Consider the following 21,313-nt stretch of genomic DNA (forward strand, 5'->3'; position numbering starts at 1 on the left):
GACGGACGGGTTCACGGGAGGACAACGCACATGGCGAACCCCAGTGGCATCGGCGCCAGCGTACGGCGCCGCGAGGACAAGCGCTTCCTGACGGGGAGCGGCACCTACACCGACGACATCAACCGCCCCGGCCAGACCTTCGCGTGCATGGTGCGCTCGCCGCACGCGCACGCCGCCATCCGCGGCATCGACACCGCCGCGGCGCTGGCCATGCCCGGCGTGGTCGCGATCTACACCGGCGCCGACATGGCGGCGGACAATGTGAACGGCCTGCCCTGCGGCTGGCTGATCCACAACAAGGACGGCTCCCCCATGAAGGAGCCGCCGCATTTCCCGCTGGCCCGCGACCGGGCCCGCCACGTCGGCGACACCGTGGCGGTGGTCATCGCCGAGACGCGCGAGCAGGCCAAGGACGCCGCCGAAGCTCTCGTGATCGACTACGAGGAGCGGCCGGCCGTCGCCTCCGCGGTGAAGGCGCTGGAGCCGGGCGCCGCCCTGGTGCACGACGACGTGCCGGGCAACCTCTGCTACGACTGGCACCTGGGCGACAAGGCGGCGACCGACGCGGCCTTCGCGCAGGCGGCCCATGTCACCACGCTCGACCTCGTCAACAACCGCCTCGTGCCCAACGCCATGGAGCCGCGCGCGGCCATCGGCGAGTACGACCGGGCGACCGGCGAGCACACGCTCTACACCACCTCCCAGAACCCGCACGTCATCCGCCTGCTGATGGGCGCCTTCGTGCTGGGCATCCCCGAGCACAAGCTGCGGGTGGTGGCCCCGGATGTCGGCGGCGGCTTCGGCTCCAAGATCTTCCACTACGCCGAGGAGGCCATCGTCACCTGGGCGGCCAAGAAGGTCGGACGGCCGATCAAGTGGACGGCGGAGCGGTCGGAGAGCTTCCTGACCGACGCGCACGGGCGCGACCACGTGTCCCGCGCCGAGCTGGCGCTGGACAAGGACGGCAACTTCCTGGCGCTGCGCGTCCACACCGTCGCCAACATGGGCGCCTACCTGTCGACCTTCGCCAGCTCGATCCCGACCTACCTCTACGCCACGCTGCTCGCCGGCCAGTACAAGACCCCGGCGATCTACGCGGAGGTGAAGGCCGCCTTCACCCACACCACGCCGGTGGACGCCTACCGCGGTGCCGGCCGTCCGGAAGCCTGCTTCCTGATCGAGCGCATCGTCGACAAGGCCGCCATCGAGCTGGGCATCGACAAGGCCGAGCTGCGCCGCCGCAACTTCGTGCCGAAGGAGGCCATGCCGTACCAGACGCCGGTGGCGCTCCAGTACGACACCGGCGATTTCGCCAAGAACCTGGAGATGGCTCTGCCGGTGGTGGACTACGCCGGTCTGGCGCAGCGCAAGACGGATGCGAAGGCGCGCGGCAAGCTGCGCGGCATCGGCTTCGCCACCTACATCGAGGCCTGCGGCATCGCCCCCAGCAACATCGCCGGGGCGCTCGGTGCCCGCGCGGGCCTCTACGAGTCGGCCGAGGTGCGCTTCCACCCGACCGGCAGCGTGACCGTTTTCACCGGCTCGCACAGCCACGGCCAGGGCCACGAGACGACCTTCGCCCAGCTCGTCGCCGACCGCTTCGGCCTGCCCATCGAGAACATCGAGATCGTGCACGGCGACACCAACAAGGTGCCGTTCGGCATGGGCACCTACGGCTCACGCTCGCTGGCGGTCGGTGGTTCGGCGCTGGTCAAGGCGATGGACAAGGTCGAGCGCAAGGCCAAGAAGATCGCCGCCCACCTGATGGAGGCCGCCGAGGCCGACATCGAGGTCAAGGACGGCAAATTCTCCGTCGCCGGCACCGACAAGGCCGTCACCATCGGCGAGATCGCGCTGGCCGCCTACGTCCCGCACAACTACCCGCTGGAGGAGCTGGAGCCGGGGCTGGACGAGCAGGCCTTCTACGACCCGAAGAACTTCACCTACCCCAACGGCTGCCACGTCTGCGAGGTGGAGATCGATCCGGAGACCGGGGTGACCGAGGTGGTGGCCTTCACCGCCGTGGACGATTTCGGCCGCGTCATCAACCCGCTCATCGTCGAGGGCCAGGTGCACGGCGGCATCGTCCAGGGCATCGGGCAGGCGCTGCTGGAGAACTGCGTCTATGATGACGAGACCGGCCAGCTCGTCACCGGCTCCTACATGGATTACTGCATGCCGCGGGCGGACGACGTGCCGTCCTTCACCGTGCAGTACCACGAGGACCAGCCCTGCACCCACAACCCGCTGGGGGTGAAGGGCTGCGGCGAGGCCGGGACCATCGGCGCCTCGGCCGCGGTCATCAACGCCGTGGTGGACGCGCTGGCCGAGTACGGCGTCACCCACATCGACATGCCGGCCACGCCGCAGAAGATCTGGCAGATCGTCCGGCAGGCCACCCCCGCCATGGCGGCCGAGTAAGGAGGACACCCGCGATGTACGCGTTCGCGTTCCAACGCCCGAAATCGCTCGCCGACGCCGTGACCGCCATCGGCGCGGAGGAGGACGGCAAGCTGCTCGGCGGCGGCCAGACGCTGCTGCCGACGCTCAAGCAGCGCCTCGCCCAGCCCAGCGCGCTCATCGACCTCTCCGCCGTGCCCGAGTTGAAGGGCATCACGGAAGCGGCCGGGGGGCTCACCATCGGCGCCTTCACCCGGCACGCGGAGGTCGCCCATTCCGCCACCGTGGCCCGCGTCATCCCGGCGCTGGCCTCGCTGGCGGAGGGCATCGGCGACCGTCAGGTGCGCAACATGGGCACGCTGGGCGGCTCGATCGCCAACTCCGACCCGGCCGCCGACTACCCGTCGGCGGTGGTCGGGCTGAAGGCGACCGTGAAGACCGATCGCCGGGACATCGCCGGCGACGACTTCTTCACCGGCATGTTCGAAACGGCGCTCGAGCCGGGGGAGGTGATCGTCTCCGTCCACTTCCCGAAGCCGGACAAGGCCGCCTACGCCAAGTTCCGCAACCCGGCCAGCCGCTACGCCGTCGTCGGCGTGTTCGTGGCCGTGTTCGGCAGCGAGGTGCGGGTCGCCGTGACCGGCGCCGGCCCCTCGGTCTTCCGCCTGCCCTCCTTCGAGGCGGCGCTGGCCGGCAATTTCAGCGCCGCTGCGCTGGACGGCCTGACCGTGGACGCCGATGGCCTGAACGCCGACCTGCACGCCAGCGCCGAGTATCGCGCCCATCTGGTGGGCGTGATGGCGAAGCGGGCGGTGACGGCGGCGGGGTGATGCCCTAGGATGCGGGTGGGTGATGCGCAGGCGCCACCCACCCGTTGCATCGAATGGTCGCATGTCCGGTTCGAGAAATTGCATGCGGGCGAGTGATAACGCTATCCTGCAACCGACACTGTGGGGTGCGAACCATGGCCGACGACGAGATCAAGACCCTCCTGCGACAGATCGTGGACTATCTGCCGAAGCTGGCGACCAAGGAGGAGCTTTCCGAATTGCGGGAGCAAGTCACTGGACTGCGGAAGCATGTCGATGATGGTTTCGCCCGCCTCGACGCCAAGATCGACGTGGAATCGCGCGTCATCAACACCCGCCTCGACGAACAGGGCAAGGTCCTCGTAGCCCTGATCCCCACCCGCATCGCCGCGATTCCTCCGGCCGCGGAATAAACGTCTCTAACCGCCCCCCTTCCCCACGAACGCCGTCGGCGTCGTGCCCGTCACCTGTTTGAACGCGTAATCGAAGGCCGCCGTGCTGGAGAATCCCAGCCGGTGGGCAAGGTCCTTCACCGGCGGCGGGCTGCTCCCGCACAGAGCCTCGATCGCCGCCATGATGCGGGCGCGCTGGCGCCAGGTGCGGAAGGACAGCGACGTCTCCTGGGAAAACAGCCGGGTGACGGTGCGGGCGGAGGTGCCGGCGACCGCGGCCAGATCCTCCAGGTCGCGGATCCCGTCCGGCTCCGCCAGAACCAGCTCCGCCACGCGCCGCGCCCGCGGGTCCTGCGGCATCGGGATGAAGGTGGCCGGGTCCTCCGCCTCCGTCAGCTCGAACAGGATCAGCCGACCCAGCGCCACCCCCCGCTCGGGGTGGCGCCGGTCTGCGAAGCAGCCGAGGATCAGTTCCCGCAACAGCGGCGCGACGCGGACCACGAACTCGTTCCCCAGGCGGCCCGCCTTCGGGTGCGCGGCGACGTGCGCCGGGTCGACATAGAGCGAGCGCATCTCGATGTCGCTCAGCATGTCCACCGCGTGCGGGCGCTGGCTGGGCAGCCAAACGGCCCGGTGCGGCGGAACGAGCCAGCGCCCGCGCGTCGTCGTCGCCTGCATGACGCCGCGGGCGGCAAACAGAAGCTGGGCCTCCTGGTGAGCGTGCAGGCCGAGGCTGGCACCGCGCGGGTAGCTGCGGGCCAGCGTGGCGAAGGCGCCGCGCGTCTCGTGGCATTCCGACGGCGGCCCGACTGGCGTTTTGTCGATGTGGTTTGGCGTCACATCCATGGCAGGCCAGTCTACAGTAGCCTCATCAATCCGCAAGAGGACAGCCGGTGATGAACCGCCCCGCCACCGTGATCACCTACGTCAACATCGGCCACTTCATCGACCATTACGCCATGCTGGTCTTCGCTGCCGCGGTGGTGCTGATGGGGCCGGCCTTCGGCATGGGCTATGGCGAGCTGCTGCCCTACGCCACGCCTGGCTTCATCGCCTTCGGCGCGGGGGCGCTCGTCATGGGCTGGCTGGGCGACCGCTGGAGCCGGCGCCACATGATGGCGGTGTTCTTCCTGGGCATCGGCGCCAGCCTCGTCGGCGCCGGCTTCGTGCAGACACCGCTGCAACTTGGCGTGGCGCTGTTCTTCATCGGCCTGTTCGCCGCCATCTACCACCCGGTGGGCACCGCCATGCTGGTCTCCTACGCCGAGCGGGTGGGGCACGAGGTCGGGCGCAACGGCGTGTGGGGCAATTTCGGCGTGGCGCTGTCGGCGCTGCTGACCGGCGGCTTCAGTCAGTATCTCGGCTGGCGCGCCGCCTTCATCCTGCCGGGTGTGGTCACCATCGCCATTGGCATTGCCTTTGTTGGCGCCGTCAAACACGAGGTGCGGCAGGGCCACAAGACCGCCAAGGCCACCGCCCGGGTGCCGGCGAGCGCCATGCCGAAGGTCATCCTGGCGCTGGCGCTTGCCATCGTCGCCTCCTCAACCACCTTCAACGCGGTGACCGTCTCGCTGCCCAAGCTGTTCGCGGAGCGTCTTTCCGGCCTTGCCACCGATCCCGCCCTGCTCGGCCTGATCACCGCCGCGGTCTATGTCTGCGGGGCGGCGACGCAGGTGACCATCGGCAGCTTCCTCGACCGCCACTCCCTGCGGTCGCTGTTCCTGCCCATGGCGCTGCTCTACACGCCCACGCTTCTGCTCGCCTCCGTGCTCCACGGGGCCGGGCTGATCCTGGCGGCGGTGGGCATCGTGGTCGCGATGTTCGGCATGGTCACCGTCAACGACGCGATGATCGGCCGCTTCACCGCCGACGAATGGCGTTCCCGCGCCTTCGCCCTGCGCTACTTCATCGGCTTCACCGGGGCGGGTGCGTCGGTGGCGCTGGTGGCCTGGCTGCACGGGGCCGGCGGCTTCGCCCTGATGCTCCAGGCGCTGGCCGTCCTCTGCCTCCTGATGCTCGTCGCCGCCGCCATCCTGCCGACCGAGGAGCGCGTGCCGGAGGCGGCGGCGCAGCCGGCGGAGTGAGGCGGTCATCGACAAACTTGCGCCGCGGCCCAATCTTAGGAAGGTTAGTCGGCAACGACCACCCGGTGGCAGTTCGATGGACCTTCTCTCCCGGATCACGTTCAATCCAAACCAGTGCGGCGGGCGGCCCTGCATCAGGAGCATGCGGATCCGGGTGCAGGATGTTCTGGGCTTGCTGGCGGCGGGTGAGACGGAGGAGGACATCCTGGCGGATTTTCCGGACCTTGAGTCGGACGACATCCGAGCCTGTCTTGCCTTCGCCGCGGCGGAAACGGACCATCCCGTTCTGCGCGCGGTGTCGTGAAGTTCCTGGTCGATGCACAGTTGCCCCCGGCGCTCGGCCGCGCCATTGCCAAGCACGGGCACAACGCGGCTCATGTGTCCGACCTTGGGCTTCAATCGGCCGACGATTCGGTGATCTGGAGCGACGCCATCCGACTTGGCGCCGTCATCGTCGGCAAGGATGAGGATTTCGTCACGCGCCGGATCAGCCGACCTCCTGCGCCTCCCGTCGTTTGGGTGAGGATCGGCAATGTCTCCCGGCGTCATCTGTTGAGAGGCTTCCTGCCGCTTCTTCCGCAGATCGTGGCGTTCGTCGACGCCGGAGAATCCATCGTCGAAGTGCGCGACGGATGACGGCGGATTGCGGCAGAATGCACCCCTTACCACCCGCAAACCCGAAGTCCGGTCATGCCCCATCCCCTCCCCGCCTCCGTCGATGACACCGTGGCCCTGCTGGCGGCCGGCGACTATGTCGCCGAGCGGTCGCTGGCGACGGCGCTGTATCTGGCGCTGAAGCTCAAGCGCCCGCTGTTCCTGGAGGGCGAGGCCGGCGTCGGCAAGACCGAGATCGCCAAGGTGCTCTCCGCCACGCTCGGCCGGCGGCTGTTGCGGCTGCAATGCTACGAGGGGCTGGACGCCGCGGCGGCGGTCTACGAATGGAACTACGCCCGGCAGATGATGGAGATCCGGCTGGCCGAGGCGTCCGGCGCCCGCGACCGCGACGCGCTGGCGACCGACCTGTTCTCCGACCGCTTCCTGATCCGCCGCCCGCTGCTCCAGGCCATGGAGCCGGACGTGAACGGCGCGCCCGTGCTGCTGATCGACGAGCTCGACCGCACCGACGAGCCGTTCGAGGCCTATCTGCTGGAAATCCTCTCCGATTTCCAGGTGACGATCCCCGAATACGGCACGGTGAAGGCGCCGGAGCCGCCCATCGTCATCCTGACCTCCAACCGCACCCGCGAGATCCACGACGCGCTGAAGCGCCGCTGCTTCTACCACTGGGTCGACTACCCCAACGCCGAGCGCGAGCGCGCCATCCTGGCGGTGAAGGCGCCGGGGGCGGAGGCGCGGCTGGCCGCCCAGGTGGTGGGCTTCGTGCAGAAGCTGCGCGCCATGGATCTCTACAAGGCCCCGGGCGTGGCGGAGACGCTGGACTGGGCGCAGGCGCTGGTGGAGCTGAACCAGCTCGAACTCGACCCGCGCACCATCAACGACACGCTGGGCACGCTGCTGAAGTATCAGGACGACATCGCCCGCATCCAGGGCAGCGAGGCGTCGCGCATCCTCACCCAGGTGAAGCTCGAACTGGCCGCGACGCCAAACCGATGACCCCCCCTGAACCCGGCGGCGGCCGGCTCGTCCTCAACCTCATGCATTTCGCCCGCGTGTTGCGGGCCGCCGGACTGCCGGTCGGTCCCGGCCGCGTGCTCCAGGCGGTGGAGGCGGTGGAGGCGCTGGGGCTGGACAGCCGGCGCGACTTCTACTGGGCGCTGCACGCCGTCTTCGTGAACCGCCACGACCAGACGGAGGTGTTCGACCAGGCCTTCCACCTGTTCTGGCGCAACCCGGATCTGTTGAAGCGCATGATGGGCATGATGCTGCCCACGGTGCGTGAGGAGCTGCGCCCCGACCAGAAGGACATGAGCCGCCGCGTCGCCGAGGCGCTGCGGGACAAGGACGCGCCCGAGCCACCGCCGCCGGAGGAGAAGGAGGAACTGCGCGTCGAGCTGGACGCCGCCCTCACCGTCTCCGAGCGCGAGCAGCTCCAGGGCAAGGACTTCGAGACGATGTCCACGGAGGAGCTGGCCGAGGCACGGCGCCTCATCGCCCGCATGGCGCTGCCGGTGGCCGAGGTGACCACGCGGCGCCATCGGCCGGACCAGCAGGGGCCGCGCATCGACCCGCGCGCCACCCTGCGACGGATGATGAGGACCGGCGATCTCGCCGACCTCGCGCGGCGCCGGGTGCGGACCCGGCCGCCGCCACTGGTTCTGCTCTGCGACATCTCCGGCTCGATGACGCGCTATTCGCGGATGCTGCTGCACTTCATGCACGCGGTGACCAACGACCGCGACCGGGTGCACAGCTTTGTCTTCGGCACGCGGCTGACCAACATCACCCGCCATCTGCGCCAGCGCGACGTGGACGAGGCGTTGGATTCGGTAGCCGCCGCCGTCCAGGACTGGTCGGGCGGCACCCGCATCGGCACAGCGCTGCACGAATTCAACCGGGTGTGGGCGCGGCGTGTGCTGGGCCAGGGGGCCGTGATGCTGCTGATCACCGACGGGCTCGACCGCGACGCCGGCGAGGGGCTGGCGATGGAGGCGGAACGGCTGCACAAGAGCTGCCGCCGTCTGGTCTGGCTGAACCCCCTATTGCGCTGGGACGGCTTCGCACCGAAATCATCGGGGATACGGGCGCTGTTGCCGCATGTGGACGACTTCCGCCCGGTGCACAACCTGAACAGCCTGGGCGACCTTGCCCGGGCGCTCGACCGTCCCTCCCGCCGCCGTGCGGAGGGGATGCGACGGTGGCTGAGAGAGGCGGCATGAACACGAGCGACGACATCCTGTCCACCGCGGCGGCCTGGATGGCCGAGGGGCGCAAGGTGGCGCTGGCGACGGTCGTCAGCACCTGGGGCTCCTCCCCGCGCCCGGTCGGCAGCCAGATGGCGGTCGACGCGGCCGGCGCCATGGCCGGCTCGGTCTCCGGCGGCTGCATCGAGGGGGCGGTGGTGATGGAGGCGCAGAAGACCCTCCAGGACGGCGAGCCGCGCATGCTCTCCTTCGGCGTCACCGACGAGATGGCGTGGGAGGTCGGGCTGGCCTGCGGCGGCAAGGTCCAGGTCTATGTGGAGGCGGTGGAGTGAAGCGAGCCCTGTTCGACCGCCTGATGGCGGCCAAGGCCGGCGCCGTGCCGGCCGCCCTGGTGACCGACCTTGGCACCGGCATGCAGTCCCTCGTCACGCCGGAGACGGTGGAGGGCGCCTTCGGGATGGATGAGACGCTGCTGCGGCTGGTGCGCGCGCGCATCCAGGCCGACCGCAGCGGCATCGTGGAGGAGGGGGACGACCGCTTCTTCGTCCATGTCCACAACCCGCCGCTGCGGCTGTTCATCGTCGGCGCGGTTCACATCGCCCAGGCGCTGGCGCCGATGGCGGCGCTGACCGGCTACGCCGTCACCGTCATCGACCCGCGCCGCGCCTTCGCCACCGACGAGCGCTTTCCCGGCATCGCGGTGAACGGCGAATGGCCGGACGACGCGCTGAACGCGCTGAAGCCCGACTCGCGCAGCGCGGTGGTGACCCTGACCCACGACCCCAAGCTGGACGACCCGGCGCTGCTGGTGGCACTCCGCTCCCCAGCCTTCTACGTCGGCGCGCTGGGCAGCAGCCGCACCCACGCCAAGCGCGTCGATCGCCTGCGCGAGCAGGGGCTGAGCGACCGCGAGATCGCCAACATCCACGGCCCTGTCGGCCTGTCGATCGGCGCCGTCTCCCCGGCCGAGATCGCCGTGTCCATCATGGCCCAGATCACCGCGGTGCGCCGACGGGATCGGGATTGAGGCGATGCGCTTCGGCACGCGGCCCGTCGCCGATTGCACCGGCGCCATTCTCGCCCACTCCCTGCGCGCCGGTTCGTCCGTCCTCAAGAAGGGGCGGGTGCTGAGCGCGGTGGATGTGGCGGCACTCACCGCGGCGGGGGTGGAGACGGCGACCGTCGCCCGGCTCGACCACGACGACATCCACGAGGATGCCGCCGCCGCGCGCGTCGCACAGGCACTTTCCGGGTCCGGCCTCACCATCGGCGCCGCCTTCACCGGGCGGGTCAACCTGTTCGCGGCGGCGGCCGGGCTGGCGGTCGTCGATGCCGACGCCATCGACCGCATCAACCTGCTGCACGAATCGGTGACCGTCGCCACCCTGCCCGCCTTCGCCCCGGTCGAGCGGGGCAGCATGGTCGCCACCGTGAAGATCATCCCCTTTGCCGCCCCCCACGACGCGGTGGAGGCGGCGGAGGCGGTGGCGGCGGCCATGGCCCCGGTCCTGCGCGTCGCCCCCTACCGCCCCTTCACGGCTGCGCTGATCCAGACCGTGCTGCCCGGCACCAAGCCCGGCGTGCTCGACAAGACCGTGGGCGTCACCCGCGACCGGCTGACCGCGCTGGGCGGCACCCTGTCGCAGGAGACGCGCTGCGCGCACGAGGAGGGGGAACTGGCCGCCGCCATCGACGCCGCCGGCAAGCCCGACCTGCTTCTGGTCGCCGGTGCCTCCGCCATCACCGACCGGCGCGACGTGCTGCCCGCCGGGATCGAGCGGGCGGGCGGTACGGTCGAGCATTTCGGCATGCCGGTGGACCCCGGCAACCTGATCCTGCTGGGACGCCGCGACGACCGGCCGGTGCTCGGGCTCCCCGGCTGCGCACGGTCGCCGAAGCTGAACGGCTTCGACTGGGTGATCCAGCGCGTCGCCGCCGGTGTGCCGGTGACCCGGCGCGACATCATGCGGATGGGCGTCGGCGGGCTTCTGGCGGAGATCCCGTCGCGTCCCCTGCCCCGTCTGGACGCGACCCGGCCGGGGCCGGAGGCGCCGCGCGCGCCCCGCGTCGCGGCGCTGGTGCTGGCCGCCGGCCGCTCCAGCCGCATGGGCTCCAACAAGCTGGTGGCGGACGTGCAAGGTGTGCCGCTGCTGCGGCGCACGGTTCAGGCCGTGCTCGCCTCGCAGGCCGGTCCCGTGATCGTGATCACGGGCAACGAGCCGGACGAGGTGCGCAGTGCGCTGCAAGGGCTGGACGTGACCTTCGTCCACAACCCCGACTTCGCCGAGGGGCTGAGCACCTCGCTGCGCGCCGGGCTGGCCGCGGTGCCCGGCAGCGCCGACGGCGCGCTGGTCTGCCTGGGCGACATGCCGCTGGTGGCGCCGGTGGTCATCGACCGGCTGATCGCCGCCTACAACCCGGTGGAGGGCCGCGCCATCGTCGTGCCGGTGGCCGGCGGCAAGCGCGGCAATCCGGTGCTGTGGGACCGCTCGCTGTTCGCCGACATGGCCCGCGTCGCCGGCGACACCGGCGCCCGTCACCTGATCGGCGCCAACGCCGAGCGGGTGTGCGAGGTGGCTGTCGAAGACGACGGCGTGCTGACCGACATCGACACGCCCGACGCCATCGCCGCGCTGCGCCGCGCGCTGGACACCCCGTGACCACGATCAGCGCAGCACCGGCCGCCCCGCCTCCCCGTCCCAGCGCCACACCGGCCCGCCGGGTGCGATGCGCACGCCACCGACCCAGCGTTCCGGCGGATCGAGCGCCATGCGGTCCAGACGACCGGCCAGCACGGCCCGGCCGGCGTCGGTGATGGCGAGTCGGTGTCGCCACGACGGCTCACTCTCCGGCGCTTGCTCGGCGATGCGGTACAGCGGCTCCCGCCCACCGCCGAGCGCTTCGAGGATGGTCCAATACATCAGGTCGCCAAGCCAGGGCAGCGGCTCGCGTTCGCGCATCAGCCTGGCGTACAGACGCCCGGCCCGCTCCTCCCCGTCCATCAGGAGGGCGAGGGTCAGCCGCTCGGTCAGCGACAGGCCATCGGCGACACCCGGCAGCTCGGCCAGATGGCGCCCCAGCGCCCCCGCCATGTGCGGTAGGCCGGGAACGCCGGTGGCCGCGAGGTCCGCCAGCCCGCGCGGGTCGTCACGGCGCAGCGCCGCCCATACCGCCCGCCCGCCGGCCAGCTCCCCGGCACCCAGCCGGCGCCGCCGGCCCCACAGAAGGCGCAGCGCCTCGGGCGGGAGCTGGCCCAGCCCGATGAAGCGCTCCGATCCGGGGAAATGGTCGGCCGACACCAGCTCCAAAACCGCCGGAACACGCCCTTCTGCGAAGGCCGCCAGACAGCGGGCGAGAATCAATTGGTCGTAGCTGTCGTGCTCCATCCACAGCACGACGCGACGGTAGCGCCCCGCCGCATTGGCAAGCCCGTCCCGTTCGCCGGTCAGCCGGGCCGTCATCGCCGCCATGTCCTGACCCGCGGTGGCGCCGAACGAGTCGGCCAGGAAGCGGGCGCGGGTGGCGATCAGGTCGCCCTGCTCCGGCACCGGCCCCATGCAGATGGGGTCCGACACCTCCAGGAAGTCGCCGGTGAAGCCGCCGTCCCGCAGCTCGTCGTGGATGTCGCTGCCGCAGCGGATGTGCAGGGTCGGTGTCTCCGCGTCCGGGGCGGGGCCGCCGATCGCCGCGCGCGCCGCCCGCATGGCATCGACATGGGCGCGCAGGCGGGGCCAGCTCGGCACGCCCAGCTCGCGGGCGATCACCAGTTGCGCGTCGGCCAGCACGGCCGCCGCTGGAGCCGGTCTCTTCGGGTGGTGGTCGCCCAGGCGCGCCGCTGCGGCAGGATCGCCGGCACGCAGGGCCTTCAGCAGCTCCTTGGCGCGGGTCTTCTGCTGGTCGAGGTCAAGGCGGAACGGGACGCGCGGGCGCCCCGCGGTCGGGTCGGTCATCGGATTCCCTTTCCATACAGGTCCGTGTCCGCCGACAGACTGAAAAGGGAAGCAGACGGGTGATGCCCTGGCTTGCCGGTCGCGGGCGCAGCCCTTTCCGCGGACGGGCGGGTCCGACCAGACCCGACGCCGCGAAGTCTGACCCGCCCGGCACCCGCCGTCAACAGGCCGTCGTCAACCCGCGGCGAGATCCAGCCAGCGCCGCGCCAGCGTGGCCGCAAAGGTTTCCGCCGTCGGCATGTGGGCGGCGATCTGCGCTTCGATCGCCGCGGCGGATGGCGCCGCCGCTGCCCGCCGGCCGGCGGCCATCTCCGCCTGCCAGTCGCGCAGGATCGCGGCGTCCGCCTCCGGGTGGAACTGGAAACCATAGAGGAACCGCCCCATGCGGAAGGCCTGGACCGGCGTGTGGTCGTTGCTGGCGAGGCGCACGCCACCGGCCGGCAGATCGAAATGGTCGAAATGCCACTGCGCGACGTGGCGCACCGGGCCGGAGTCGTGCAGCAGCGGGTCGTCGGCGGCGCCAGGCTCGAGCCGCAGCGGGTGGAATCCCAGCTCCGGCCCCGCCAGGTTGCGCCGCACATCCGCCCCGAAGGCGCGCGCCGCAAGCTGCCCGCCCAGGCAGAGCCCCATCACCGGCCGATCCTCCGCGAAGGACCGGATCAGCCGCATGGACTGCGGAAAATGAGGCCCCTGCGCGTCGTCCCAGGCGTCCTGCGGCCCGCCCAGCACCACCAGCCCGTCGTAGCCGGCGGGACCCTCCGGCAAGGCTTCGCCGCGCTCGGTGCGGACGGTGACGAGGGTGGCGCCCAGCGCCTCCAGCGCCGTGCCGATCATGCCGACAGGGGCGGTGTGGCTGCTTTCGATGACCAGAATGCGCATGGCGGAACACCGTTCGCGGTGCGGAAAGCGCCAGCTAAGCCCGCCCGGCCGCGCGCGGCAACCCCCGCCCGGCGCATGGACGCTCATCACTTGGCGCGCCTTGTCACATGATGGGCGATTGCCCCGCGGGTGCGAAGGCTCGTAATGTTTCCGCGGTAACCCTTGCGGACAGCCGGCCGATGACCCGATCCAACGATTTCGCCCTTGCCTACAACGCCGCGCACGAGGAGGCCGGGCTGACGCGAGTCAACGTCACCCAGGTCATGCACCGCATCGCGGCCGACCCCGGCTATCTGCTTGGGGAGGAGTTCGGGCAGCTCGCCGGCCAATGCCCGGTCCACCACGGAACCCGACCGGAGGATTACGACAAGGTGGTGGTCAACACCACCCTGACGGTGCTGTACGAGGATCTTCGGACCCACGTCCTGAACGGCCTGCCGCTGACGCCGGACGGCGGGCTTGCGATGCTGACCCCGCCCGAATCGCCGCACGGGCTCGACCCCAACGACCGCGAGGCGCTGGCCGCGGTGGCGCCGGAGACGCTGTGCTCCTTCCTGCGCGACTGCTCCTGCACGCTGCTCGACGCGCTCATCCGCGCCTGGGCGGTGAAGGTGATGGCGGAGGAGGAGCGCTGCCGGGCGGAGGGGGAGATCACCCCGATGGCCGCCGCCAGCTTCGCGCTGGACCAGCGCCTGTCCACCTCCGATCTCTACGTCCCAAGCGGCTACAATCTGCTGTCGATCACGAAGACCGGCAGCCACACCGCACTCCACGTCTGCTGGAACTTGCTGGAGGCGTCGGTGATGCTGGCCCCCGGCAAAACGGCGGCCGAGTACACCGAGCTGATCCGCCGCAGCCTCAAGCATGTGGTGCCGCTGTCCATGGGCAGCCTCGGCATGCTGGTGCAGTACATGGAAGCGACGGGAATCGAGGCGGAGGACCATCAGGCCATCCACGTCCTGCCCTTCACCCAGACCGCCTTCCTCTACGACGACACCGAGGACGGCGGTGTGATCCGCCTCAACCCCGACTTCATCAAGCCGACGGCCAAGGAGGGGGAGCATTACTACACCGGCTGCCCCGGCTTCTACGCAACCAACATGATCAAGATGTACATGGAGATCGCGCTGATGATCGCCGTCGATTACGGCGTGTTCGACCGGTTGCAGGAGCGCAGGCCGGCTTGACGCGGCGGCGCGGCTGCCTATGTTCGCGGTCTCCCGCGCAATCGAGGTGATCCTTGGCCAAGAAATGGCTGTTGCGGCGCTACGCCGCCGAGCTGTCCGACCGCATCAAGCGGAGCCGCGGGGCCATGGCGACCCCATGGCAACGCACGCTCGGCCATTTCGAGAGCGTGTTCATCGACCACGCCGTGTTCCGGCTGATGTACGCCAACCATTATCAGGTCGGGCCGGGCATGTTCCGCTCCAGCCAGCCCTCCCCCTCGCACATAAGGCGGGCGGCGGCGGCCGGGGTGAAGACCATCATCAACCTGCGCGGCTCGCGCGATTGCGCTTCCTACACGCTGGAGGCGGAGGCCTGCCGGGCCTACGGCCTGACGTTGGTGGACTTCCCGGTCAACTCCCGCGCGGCTCCCAAGAAGGAGACACTGCACCGGGCGCGCGCGATGTTCGAGAGCATCGAGTATCCGGCGCTGATGCACTGCAAATCGGGCGCCGACCGCGCCGGCTTCATGGCCGCCCTCTATCTGCTGGTGCACGAGAAGAAGCCGCTGGACGAGGCGATGCGCCAGCTCCACTGGCGCTACGGCCATTTCAAGCAGGCGAAGACCGGCATCCTCGATCATTTTTTCGAGCTGTACGGCCGCTACAGCGAACGGCGTCCCATCGCCTTCTACGACTGGGTCGATCAGGTCTACGATCCCGAGGAAACCGCCAGCAGCTTCCGCTCGCGGGAATGGGCGAACGCGGTGGTTGACCGGGTGCTGGAGCGCGAGTAGGGCTGCGGGGCAACCGAGACGGCCATCCGAGGAGACGCCCCATGCCGCTCTGCCAGTCCATGGACGAGGTCCGCGCCAACATCGACCGGCTCGACCGCGAGATCCTCCGCCTGATGGCCGAGCGCGGCACCTATGTGGCGGAAGCCGGACGGCTGAAGCCCAAGGTGACGGACGTGGTGGACCAGCCGCGCATCGAACAGGTCGTTGCGAACGCCCGCGCGCTGGCCGAGCAGCACGGACTCGACCCCGCGGTGGCGGAGGCGACCTACCGCGCCATGATCGACGCCTTCATCGCGATGGAGCACAAGGTCTTCATGGCGAAGGCGGCGGGCTGACCGGAGGCGGGCTGACCGGCGGCTTCGTCCCCCGGTCACGGCGCAGCAGCCGGCCCAGGTCACTGCGCCGCACCAGCCCAAGCCCAAAGGCCAGCGCGCCATAGACCACCAGACCCGCCACGCACAGCAGCGCCAGCGCGCCGACCCGTTCCCACAGCGCCCCACCGTGCAGCCACGGCGACAGCGGCGACCGCAGCGCCCACAGCGCCGCCGCCATGCCGGCCGCCGCCAGCGCCATGCGCGGCAGGTTGCGCCGCAGCCGCGCGTCGGCGGTGAACAGCCCGCGCCGGTGCAGCAGCCACGCCAGCAGTCCGGCGTTGACCCAGGCCGACAGCGAGGTGCCGACGGCAAGCCCCACCTGCGCCAGCGGCCCCATCAAGGCCAGCTTGACAGCCACATTGACCACCGTGGCCGCCAATGCCACCCGCACCGGGGTGGCGGTGTCGTGGCGCGCGTGGAAACCGGTCACCAGGCTGCGGATCACCACGAAGGCCGGCAGGCCGAGCGCGTAGGCCTGCAAGGTCGCCGCCGCCGCCGCCGCATCCTCCGCACCGAATCGCCCATGCTGGAACAGAACCGACAGGATGGGCAGCCCGGCAACCAGGAAGGCCGCCGCCGCCGGCAGGGTCAGGGTCAGCGACAGTTCCACCGCGCGGTTCTGGCTCTCCACCGCGCCGCGCTCGTCGCCGCTCTTGATGCGCCGGGCCATCTCCGGCAGCAGCACGGTGCCGATGGCGATGCCGATCACGCCCAGCGGCAACTGGTTGAGACGGTCGGCGTAGTAGAGGTAGGACACCGCACCCGTTGGCAGCATCGAGGCGATGATGGTGTCGGCGAACAGATTGATCTGGGTGAGCCCCGCCCCCAGCGCCGCCGGCCCGAGCACGGTCAGGAAGCGCCGCACCCCCGCCGTCATCCGCGGCAGCCGCAGCCGCAGCCCCATGCCGGCGCGCCGCACCGCCCCGGCCAGAAACAGGAACTGCGCCACACCGGCCGCGAACACGCCCCAGCTCAGCGCGTGCCCCACCGTCGGGGCCAACGGTGCCGCGGCGAGCAGCGACGCGATCAGGCAGAGGTTCAGCAGCACCGGGGCCGCCGCCGCCGCCCCGAACCGCCCCAGGCTGTTCAGCACCCCGCCATACAGCGACACCAGCGAGATGAGGAGCAGGTAGGGGAAGGTGATCCGGGTGAACAGCACCGCCAGCTCGAACTTCTCCGGCTCGTCGGAGAAGCCGGGGGCGAAGACGGTGATGAAACCCGGCATCGCCGCCATGACCGCCACCAGCAGCACCCCCTGCGCCACCACCAGCAGCGCCATCACATCCTCGGCGAATCGCTTGGCCGCCGCGTGCCCCTCCTGCACCAGCGTGCCGGAGAAGAGCGGCACGAAGGCGGCGTTGAAGGCCCCCTCCGCGAACAGGGCGCGGAAATGGTTGGGCAGGCGGAAGGCGACGAAGAAGGCGTCGGCCACCGGCCCCGCCCCCAGCAGCGCCGCGGTCAGGATGTCGCGCAGGAAGCCCAGCGCGCGGCTGACGAGCGTCAGCCCGCCGACGGACAGGATGTTGCGGATCAACGGTGGCGGTCTCGGCTCAAGGGTCGGGGCTCTAGGGTCGGGGCTCAAGGGTCGGGCGGCCGGCATCCTACAGCGAGCGGCCCCGCCGCCGCCACGATCCAGGCCGTGTGATTTCGCGGGCGCGGCATCCCGCCGCCTCTGCTAGCATCGCCGCCCAACGCAAGCGGGAGCCCCCGGACATGGCACAGCCCCTTCCCCTCACCTACCTCGAAGCCGGCGAGGCGCTCGGCGGGACGCCGCTGCTGGTGATCCACGGCCTGTTCGGTTCGGCCCGCAACTGGGCCACCCTCGCCCGCCGGTTCGGCGAGCGGCAAAGGGTCTACGCGCTGGACCTGCGCAACCACGGCTCCTCCCCCTGGGCGCCGACCATGAGCTACCCGGAGATGGCCGACGACGTGCTGCGCTTCCTCGACGACCGCGGCTTCCGCCGCGCCGTGGTGGTCGGGCACAGCATGGGTGGCAAGGCCGCCATGACCCTGGCCCTCAACCACCCCGAGCGGGTGGAGCGGCTGGTGGTGGTGGACATCGCCCCCGTCGCCTACACCCACACCTTCCAGCCCTTCGTGCAGGCGATGAAGCGCGCCGACCTGACCGTCAGCAACCGCCGCTCCGACATCGAGGCGCAGCTCGCCGACGCGGTGCCGGAGGCGCCGCTGCGCTCCTTCCTGCTGCAGAATCTGGTGCTGGAGAACGGTGCCTTCCGCTGGCGCATCAACCTCGACGCCATTGAGGCCAACATGCCGGACCTGATCGGCTTCCCCGACCTCGGCGACCGCCGCTACGAGGGGCCGGCCCTGTTCATCGGCGGGGCGGAGTCGAACTACACCGCGCCGGAACATATGGGCAGCATCGACCGCCACTTCCCCACCGCCCGCGTCGAGCGCATCCCCGGCGCCGGCCATTGGGTGCACGCGGAAAAACCCGACCGCTTCGCGGAACTGGTGGAAGCCTTCGTGTGAGACGCGGGTGATGTTGGGTCCTCGGCGCAACCGGGACCCAACGTCACGCTTGCGTCAATCCGCGCCCAGCTTGGCCCCGGGCTTGCCGCCGACCGTCCCCGGCGTCTGACGGAAGGCGTCGGTCAGGTACGGGGCAAGCGTCTGGCGCATGGTGCGCAGCCACTCGTGGATGACGATCAGCGAGCGCGACGCCACCGGCGGGGTCATGCCCAGCTTCACCAGATCCTCGCGGGTCATCGCCGCGACCTGATCGATGCGGTGGCCGGTCAGGCGGGCCCAGGCCGGCGCCGTGCAGGGCGGCATGGAGATGACGTGCAGCCCCTCGCGCTCCTGCATCTCGGCCTTGCGGCGGCCGTACTCGCTGTCGTCGAGCTGGCTGAAGGGGCCGGACACGCCGTTCTCCACCAGCACCCGCTTGGCCTTCGGCGCGATGGTGGCGATGCGCTCCAGCGTCGCCATGCCGGTCTGCAGCGAGGCGAGATCGACGGTGATCGGCACCATGAAGGTCAGCCGCTCGCCGGCACCCACATAATAGTCGAAGCCCGACACCTCGGCCCAGTTGAAGAACCACTGGCTGATGTTGCCGCCGAAATCGAACAGCCGGCCGCCACGCTGAAGCTCCGGGCCGATGGTATCCCAGAATTCATAGAAGCCGTCGCCGGAACCCATCAGGTTCATGAAGTCCTGCGAGATCTTGCGGTGCTCGACCATCTCCGGGCCGAACAGGCGGGCAAGGCGCTCGTTGACTTCGTATTCGACCACCCGCAGGGGCAGCCCTTCCAGCATGGCGGTGGCGATCAGGTGGTGGGACAGCAGAGTCTTGCCGACACCGCCGCGGTCATTGAGGACGAAGATGGTTCCCAACATGCGATCGCCTTTCCAAGGTCGGTTCGTTGCTTCAGGGCTTGAGGGCGATGGTGACGGAGCGGGGCGCTGGGCGGTCATCGCCGGTGCCGCGGGGGCCGGCTGGACGGCCGCGGGCGGGACAGCGGCGTGGGGGGGTGCCGGTTGCGGCGGTGGTTCCTCGACCGTCACAGCCGACCGACCAAGGGCCGGTTCCGGCGTTTCGACCGGATCCGGGTCCACCGGTGCCGGGTCCGCCGGTGCCACGTCGGGTTCCGATGCTTCCGGCAGCAGTTCCGGTTCCGGCGCTTCGACCACAGTCTCGGGTCCCGGTGCCCCCGGTGCCGCCACCGGTGCGCCCGTGTCTCCCGCCTTGCGGCCCGCCACGGCTTCCAGAGCCGCGCGGCGCACCGCCTCGACGATCTCCGGGGACGCCTCGGCCGTGCCGGGCGGCGGTTCGGCCCCGCCCCGCATCTCGTTCCCGACGAGGAAGAAGGCGGAGCGCAGGGTGACCGCGGCGATCGGCTGGCTGTCGCGCGTGGTCACCCCGAGTCGTGCGAGCACGTCCGAAATGTCGGCCCAGGACAGCCCCCGCTCCCGCATCAGGCCAATGTCGGCGTAGCTGTCGCGCACCGCCTGCATCGCGCTGCGATTGCCCGCGGGGCGATCGGCCAGGAGCCGCTCGAGTTCCGTGCGATCAATCGACACCGTGATAACTCGGAGAATTGATGGTGAAAGATGATGAGGCGCCCCGCACCACCGAAGGATTCGATTCCCCCGGCCCGCGAAAAATAGTACAAGCGACAGCGGGGTGCAAACGGATTCCACCCCCGCTAAACACCGTTAAACCTGTGATCGACAACAAAGCTGTGATCGACAACGAACCCGCCGCGTCTTAGGGATTGAAGGACCGAGGTTGCCGAAGATGCCCCAGGATTTCCGGCCGCAGCGCCCTCCGGCGGAAGGCATCGGATTTCACGAGCTGCGGCAGGCCTGCGAGATTTCGGCACTGCGCGAGGATTTGGAGCGGGTGCTGGCCGAAACCGGCGACCTGCGCGGTCGCATCGAGGATTCGGTGGAGCAGGTCCGCTCGCGCTTCGCAGCACTCACTCCGGAGGAGCTGGCGGATTCCGCCGCCATGGCCCCGCTGCTGCAATTCGCGGTCGCCCAGCTCATCACCATCCGCGACCAGGCCCGAGCCCTGCGGCTGGAGAGCGGCCCGCGGCCGGACGAGGCACGCCCGTCCTGGGCGGCGGCCTACGCGCCGCTGCGGCCTTCCCTGGTCACCTCCCCCCGCGCGGCCGCTCCGGAGCCGGAGCCGGAGCCAAGTCCCACGCCGCCGAACCCGCCGCCCCGACCGGCCGCACCGCCGCCGCTGACGCTGCGGCCGGAACCGGCACCAAGGCCGATGCCGCTCCCTCTCCGGACGGAGCCTGTCGCGCCAGGACCGGTGCCGCTGCCGTTGCGGGCCGAGGCACCGTCACCGCCGACGCCGCCAGCCCCGGATCCGGCACCGCAGCCGCCCGCCGGAGGCTGGATGTTGCCATCGGGAACAGCACCGCGCCGCCCGGCCGAACCGCGGCGCGAGGCGCCGCCGGGTTTCGTCGACTGGCTCCGCCCGGCGCGGCGCTGACCCCTTTGGGGGGGCCACCTGTGTCGACTCGGTACCGCTGAGGGGGAATCGAACAAATTCCGGTCAAATCCACCTTGTCTCCGATCGTTGGGGGTATTAGTTACCCAATAGTAAATGTCGGGTCACCGAATGAGCGGCGGCGAGGAGGTGGTCGTGTCCCAGGAAGGAGAGCCTACCCATACGATCGGCCGGTCGGCGGCGCGACGTGTCTTCACGATCGACCCGGTACCACCACGCTGCGGTGCGGCGATGCAGCCGCGCACGCCGCGGCGCCTGCGTCTCCTTGTGGTCGAGGATGAGGTGATCGTCGCCCTTGCCATCAAGGAGACGGTGGAGGATCTGGGGCACGAGGTTTGCGGCGTGGCGCGCAGCGAGGCCGAGGCGCTGCGCATCGCCGATGCGCACAGGCCCGACATCGCGCTGATGGACGTGCAGCTCGCCGGCCCGGTGGACGGGGTGGAGGCCGCGCGGCGCTTGAGGGCCGACCTCGGCATCCGCTCGCTGTTCCTGTCCGGCTGCGCCGACCACGCCACGCTCGCCCGTCTGACCGCCAGCTACCCGCTGGGTGTCGTCCACAAGCCTTTTTCGAGCGCGCAGCTCAAGGTTGCCTTGGACCTCGCGTCCCGCCGCCTGCGGCTGCCCGCCGCGGTTCCGGCGGGCGCCTGAACCGCGGC

At 70.4% G+C, this 21,313-nt stretch carries 22 protein-coding genes; 17 read left to right on the forward strand and 5 right to left on the reverse strand.

Going from position 1 to position 21,313, the window contains the following annotated elements; all coding sequences use genetic code 11:
- The first annotated feature begins 30 nt into the window (after nucleotides 1-30).
- The 3 genes from HL658_RS06485 to HL658_RS06495 all read left to right on the forward strand — a co-directional run bounded on the left by HL658_RS06485 (nucleotide 31) and on the right by HL658_RS06495 (nucleotide 3,622).
- Nucleotides 31-2,421 carry a xanthine dehydrogenase family protein molybdopterin-binding subunit gene (locus HL658_RS06485; protein ID WP_180281097.1) on the forward strand — a complete coding sequence of 797 codons (2,391 nt, stop codon included), beginning with the start codon at nucleotides 31-33 and terminating at the stop codon, nucleotides 2,419-2,421.
- Between the two features lie 14 nt (nucleotides 2,422-2,435).
- Nucleotides 2,436-3,230 (forward strand): FAD binding domain-containing protein, encoded by a 795-nt coding sequence (locus tag HL658_RS06490; RefSeq protein ID WP_180281098.1) that lies wholly within the window; start codon nucleotides 2,436-2,438, stop codon nucleotides 3,228-3,230.
- Between the two features lie 134 nt (nucleotides 3,231-3,364).
- A complete protein-coding gene (locus tag HL658_RS06495; protein WP_180281099.1) occupies nucleotides 3,365-3,622 on the forward strand; it encodes a hypothetical protein in 258 nt (85 codons plus the stop codon).
- A 6-nt stretch (nucleotides 3,623-3,628) separates the two neighbouring features.
- Here HL658_RS06495 and HL658_RS06500 read toward each other — a convergent pair whose 3' ends face one another.
- Complete coding sequence (locus tag HL658_RS06500) at nucleotides 3,629-4,447, reverse strand: AraC family transcriptional regulator (RefSeq protein ID WP_180281100.1); 819 nt, start codon at nucleotides 4,445-4,447, stop codon at nucleotides 3,629-3,631.
- Nucleotides 4,448-4,497: 50 nt separating this feature from the next.
- On the opposite strand from HL658_RS06500, the gene HL658_RS06505 reads away from it, so the two are divergent.
- From HL658_RS06505 to HL658_RS06540, 8 genes are all read left to right on the forward strand, one after another.
- The gene (locus HL658_RS06505; protein ID WP_180281101.1) at nucleotides 4,498-5,685 is read left to right on the forward strand and encodes an MFS transporter; all 1,188 of its coding nucleotides are present in this window, start codon (nucleotides 4,498-4,500) and stop codon (nucleotides 5,683-5,685) included.
- A gap of 76 nt (nucleotides 5,686-5,761) precedes the next feature.
- A complete protein-coding gene (locus HL658_RS06510; RefSeq protein WP_180281102.1) occupies nucleotides 5,762-5,989 on the forward strand; it encodes a DUF433 domain-containing protein in 228 nt (75 codons plus the stop codon).
- Nucleotides 5,986-6,321 carry a DUF5615 family PIN-like protein gene (locus HL658_RS06515; protein WP_180281103.1) on the forward strand — a complete coding sequence of 112 codons (336 nt, stop codon included), beginning with the start codon at nucleotides 5,986-5,988 and terminating at the stop codon, nucleotides 6,319-6,321. The genes HL658_RS06510 and HL658_RS06515 overlap by 4 nt, the downstream gene beginning before the upstream one ends.
- A gap of 54 nt (nucleotides 6,322-6,375) precedes the next feature.
- A complete protein-coding gene (locus HL658_RS06520; RefSeq protein WP_180281104.1) occupies nucleotides 6,376-7,299 on the forward strand; it encodes an AAA family ATPase in 924 nt (307 codons plus the stop codon).
- Nucleotides 7,296-8,522, forward strand: a complete 1,227-nt coding sequence (locus HL658_RS06525) for a vWA domain-containing protein (RefSeq protein ID WP_180281105.1) — start codon at nucleotides 7,296-7,298, stop codon at nucleotides 8,520-8,522. The genes HL658_RS06520 and HL658_RS06525 overlap by 4 nt, the downstream gene beginning before the upstream one ends.
- Nucleotides 8,519-8,839, forward strand: coding sequence for an XdhC family protein (locus HL658_RS06530; RefSeq protein ID WP_180281106.1), 321 nt, complete (start codon nucleotides 8,519-8,521; stop codon nucleotides 8,837-8,839). Before HL658_RS06525 ends, HL658_RS06530 begins: the two co-directional genes overlap by 4 nt.
- Nucleotides 8,836-9,534 carry an XdhC family protein gene (locus HL658_RS06535; protein WP_180281107.1) on the forward strand — a complete coding sequence of 233 codons (699 nt, stop codon included), beginning with the start codon at nucleotides 8,836-8,838 and terminating at the stop codon, nucleotides 9,532-9,534. The genes HL658_RS06530 and HL658_RS06535 overlap by 4 nt, the downstream gene beginning before the upstream one ends.
- A 4-nt stretch (nucleotides 9,535-9,538) precedes the next feature.
- Entirely contained in the window at nucleotides 9,539-11,167 is a 1,629-nt protein-coding gene (locus tag HL658_RS06540; protein ID WP_180281108.1) for an NTP transferase domain-containing protein, read from the forward strand.
- A gap of 6 nt (nucleotides 11,168-11,173) precedes the next feature.
- Here HL658_RS06540 and HL658_RS06545 read toward each other — a convergent pair whose 3' ends face one another.
- Both HL658_RS06545 and HL658_RS06550 read right to left on the reverse strand, forming a co-directional pair.
- Nucleotides 11,174-12,457 carry a DUF1835 domain-containing protein gene (locus HL658_RS06545; RefSeq protein WP_180281109.1) on the reverse strand — a complete coding sequence of 428 codons (1,284 nt, stop codon included), beginning with the start codon at nucleotides 12,455-12,457 and terminating at the stop codon, nucleotides 11,174-11,176.
- Nucleotides 12,458-12,631: 174 nt separating this feature from the next.
- Complete coding sequence (locus HL658_RS06550) at nucleotides 12,632-13,336, reverse strand: type 1 glutamine amidotransferase (protein ID WP_180281110.1); 705 nt, start codon at nucleotides 13,334-13,336, stop codon at nucleotides 12,632-12,634.
- Nucleotides 13,337-13,515: 179 nt separating this feature from the next.
- Between HL658_RS06550 and HL658_RS06555 the strand changes: the two genes are divergently transcribed.
- Genes HL658_RS06555 through HL658_RS06565 form a run of 3 tightly spaced genes read left to right on the forward strand, consistent with a single transcriptional unit; the run spans nucleotide 13,516 to nucleotide 15,631 of the window.
- A complete protein-coding gene (locus HL658_RS06555; RefSeq protein ID WP_180281111.1) occupies nucleotides 13,516-14,523 on the forward strand; it encodes a hypothetical protein in 1,008 nt (335 codons plus the stop codon).
- Between the two features lie 53 nt (nucleotides 14,524-14,576).
- On the forward strand, nucleotides 14,577-15,296 hold the full coding sequence (locus tag HL658_RS06560; protein ID WP_246337351.1) for a protein tyrosine phosphatase family protein: 720 nt from the start codon (nucleotides 14,577-14,579) through the stop codon (nucleotides 15,294-15,296).
- A 41-nt stretch (nucleotides 15,297-15,337) separates the two neighbouring features.
- Nucleotides 15,338-15,631 (forward strand): chorismate mutase, encoded by a 294-nt coding sequence (locus HL658_RS06565; protein ID WP_180281112.1) that lies wholly within the window; start codon nucleotides 15,338-15,340, stop codon nucleotides 15,629-15,631.
- Here HL658_RS06565 and murJ read toward each other — a convergent pair.
- Nucleotides 15,609-17,204 carry a murein biosynthesis integral membrane protein MurJ gene (gene murJ / locus HL658_RS06570; RefSeq protein WP_180281113.1) on the reverse strand — a complete coding sequence of 532 codons (1,596 nt, stop codon included), beginning with the start codon at nucleotides 17,202-17,204 and terminating at the stop codon, nucleotides 15,609-15,611. The two genes, HL658_RS06565 and murJ, sit on opposite strands and share 23 nt — an antisense overlap.
- A gap of 179 nt (nucleotides 17,205-17,383) precedes the next feature.
- Here murJ and HL658_RS06575 point away from each other — a divergent pair, with 179 nt between their 5' ends.
- Nucleotides 17,384-18,163, forward strand: coding sequence for an alpha/beta fold hydrolase (locus tag HL658_RS06575; protein WP_180281114.1), 780 nt, complete (start codon nucleotides 17,384-17,386; stop codon nucleotides 18,161-18,163).
- A 54-nt stretch (nucleotides 18,164-18,217) separates the two neighbouring features.
- Here the strand turns inward: HL658_RS06575 and HL658_RS06580 are convergent, their stop codons facing one another.
- On the reverse strand, nucleotides 18,218-19,714 hold the full coding sequence (locus HL658_RS06580; RefSeq protein WP_180281115.1) for a hypothetical protein: 1,497 nt from the start codon (nucleotides 19,712-19,714) through the stop codon (nucleotides 18,218-18,220).
- A 217-nt stretch (nucleotides 19,715-19,931) separates the two neighbouring features.
- On the opposite strand from HL658_RS06580, the gene HL658_RS06585 reads away from it, so the two are divergent.
- Nucleotides 19,932-20,639, forward strand: a complete 708-nt coding sequence (locus HL658_RS06585) for a hypothetical protein (RefSeq protein WP_180281116.1) — start codon at nucleotides 19,932-19,934, stop codon at nucleotides 20,637-20,639.
- Between the two features lie 153 nt (nucleotides 20,640-20,792).
- Nucleotides 20,793-21,305, forward strand: a complete 513-nt coding sequence (locus tag HL658_RS06590; RefSeq protein WP_343055026.1) for a response regulator — start codon at nucleotides 20,793-20,795, stop codon at nucleotides 21,303-21,305.
- Nucleotides 21,306-21,313 lie beyond the last annotated feature (8 nt).

The sequence above is a fragment of the Azospirillum oleiclasticum genome, assembly GCF_013423485.1.
Lineage (GTDB): Bacteria > Pseudomonadota > Alphaproteobacteria > Azospirillales > Azospirillaceae > Azospirillum > Azospirillum oleiclasticum.

Bases quoted from the DNA above. Each gene is read 5' to 3' on its own strand.
- HL658_RS06485 (WP_180281097.1), top strand. From the start codon at position 31: ATGGCGAACCCCAGTGGCATCGGCGCCAGCGTACGGCGCCGCGAGGAC.
- HL658_RS06490 (WP_180281098.1), top strand. From the start codon at position 2,436: ATGTACGCGTTCGCGTTCCAACGCCCGAAATCGCTCGCCGACGCCGTG.
- HL658_RS06495 (WP_180281099.1), top strand. From the start codon at position 3,365: ATGGCCGACGACGAGATCAAGACCCTCCTGCGACAGATCGTGGACTAT.
- HL658_RS06500 (WP_180281100.1), bottom strand. From the start codon at position 4,447: ATGGATGTGACGCCAAACCACATCGACAAAACGCCAGTCGGGCCGCCG.
- HL658_RS06505 (WP_180281101.1), top strand. From the start codon at position 4,498: ATGAACCGCCCCGCCACCGTGATCACCTACGTCAACATCGGCCACTTC.
- HL658_RS06510 (WP_180281102.1), top strand. From the start codon at position 5,762: ATGGACCTTCTCTCCCGGATCACGTTCAATCCAAACCAGTGCGGCGGG.
- HL658_RS06520 (WP_180281104.1), top strand. From the start codon at position 6,376: ATGCCCCATCCCCTCCCCGCCTCCGTCGATGACACCGTGGCCCTGCTG.
- HL658_RS06525 (WP_180281105.1), top strand. From the start codon at position 7,296: ATGACCCCCCCTGAACCCGGCGGCGGCCGGCTCGTCCTCAACCTCATG.
- HL658_RS06530 (WP_180281106.1), top strand. From the start codon at position 8,519: ATGAACACGAGCGACGACATCCTGTCCACCGCGGCGGCCTGGATGGCC.
- HL658_RS06540 (WP_180281108.1), top strand. From the start codon at position 9,539: ATGCGCTTCGGCACGCGGCCCGTCGCCGATTGCACCGGCGCCATTCTC.
- HL658_RS06545 (WP_180281109.1), bottom strand. From the start codon at position 12,457: ATGACCGACCCGACCGCGGGGCGCCCGCGCGTCCCGTTCCGCCTTGAC.
- HL658_RS06550 (WP_180281110.1), bottom strand. From the start codon at position 13,336: ATGCGCATTCTGGTCATCGAAAGCAGCCACACCGCCCCTGTCGGCATG.
- HL658_RS06555 (WP_180281111.1), top strand. From the start codon at position 13,516: ATGACCCGATCCAACGATTTCGCCCTTGCCTACAACGCCGCGCACGAG.
- HL658_RS06565 (WP_180281112.1), top strand. From the start codon at position 15,338: ATGCCGCTCTGCCAGTCCATGGACGAGGTCCGCGCCAACATCGACCGG.
- HL658_RS06575 (WP_180281114.1), top strand. From the start codon at position 17,384: ATGGCACAGCCCCTTCCCCTCACCTACCTCGAAGCCGGCGAGGCGCTC.
- HL658_RS06585 (WP_180281116.1), top strand. From the start codon at position 19,932: ATGCCCCAGGATTTCCGGCCGCAGCGCCCTCCGGCGGAAGGCATCGGA.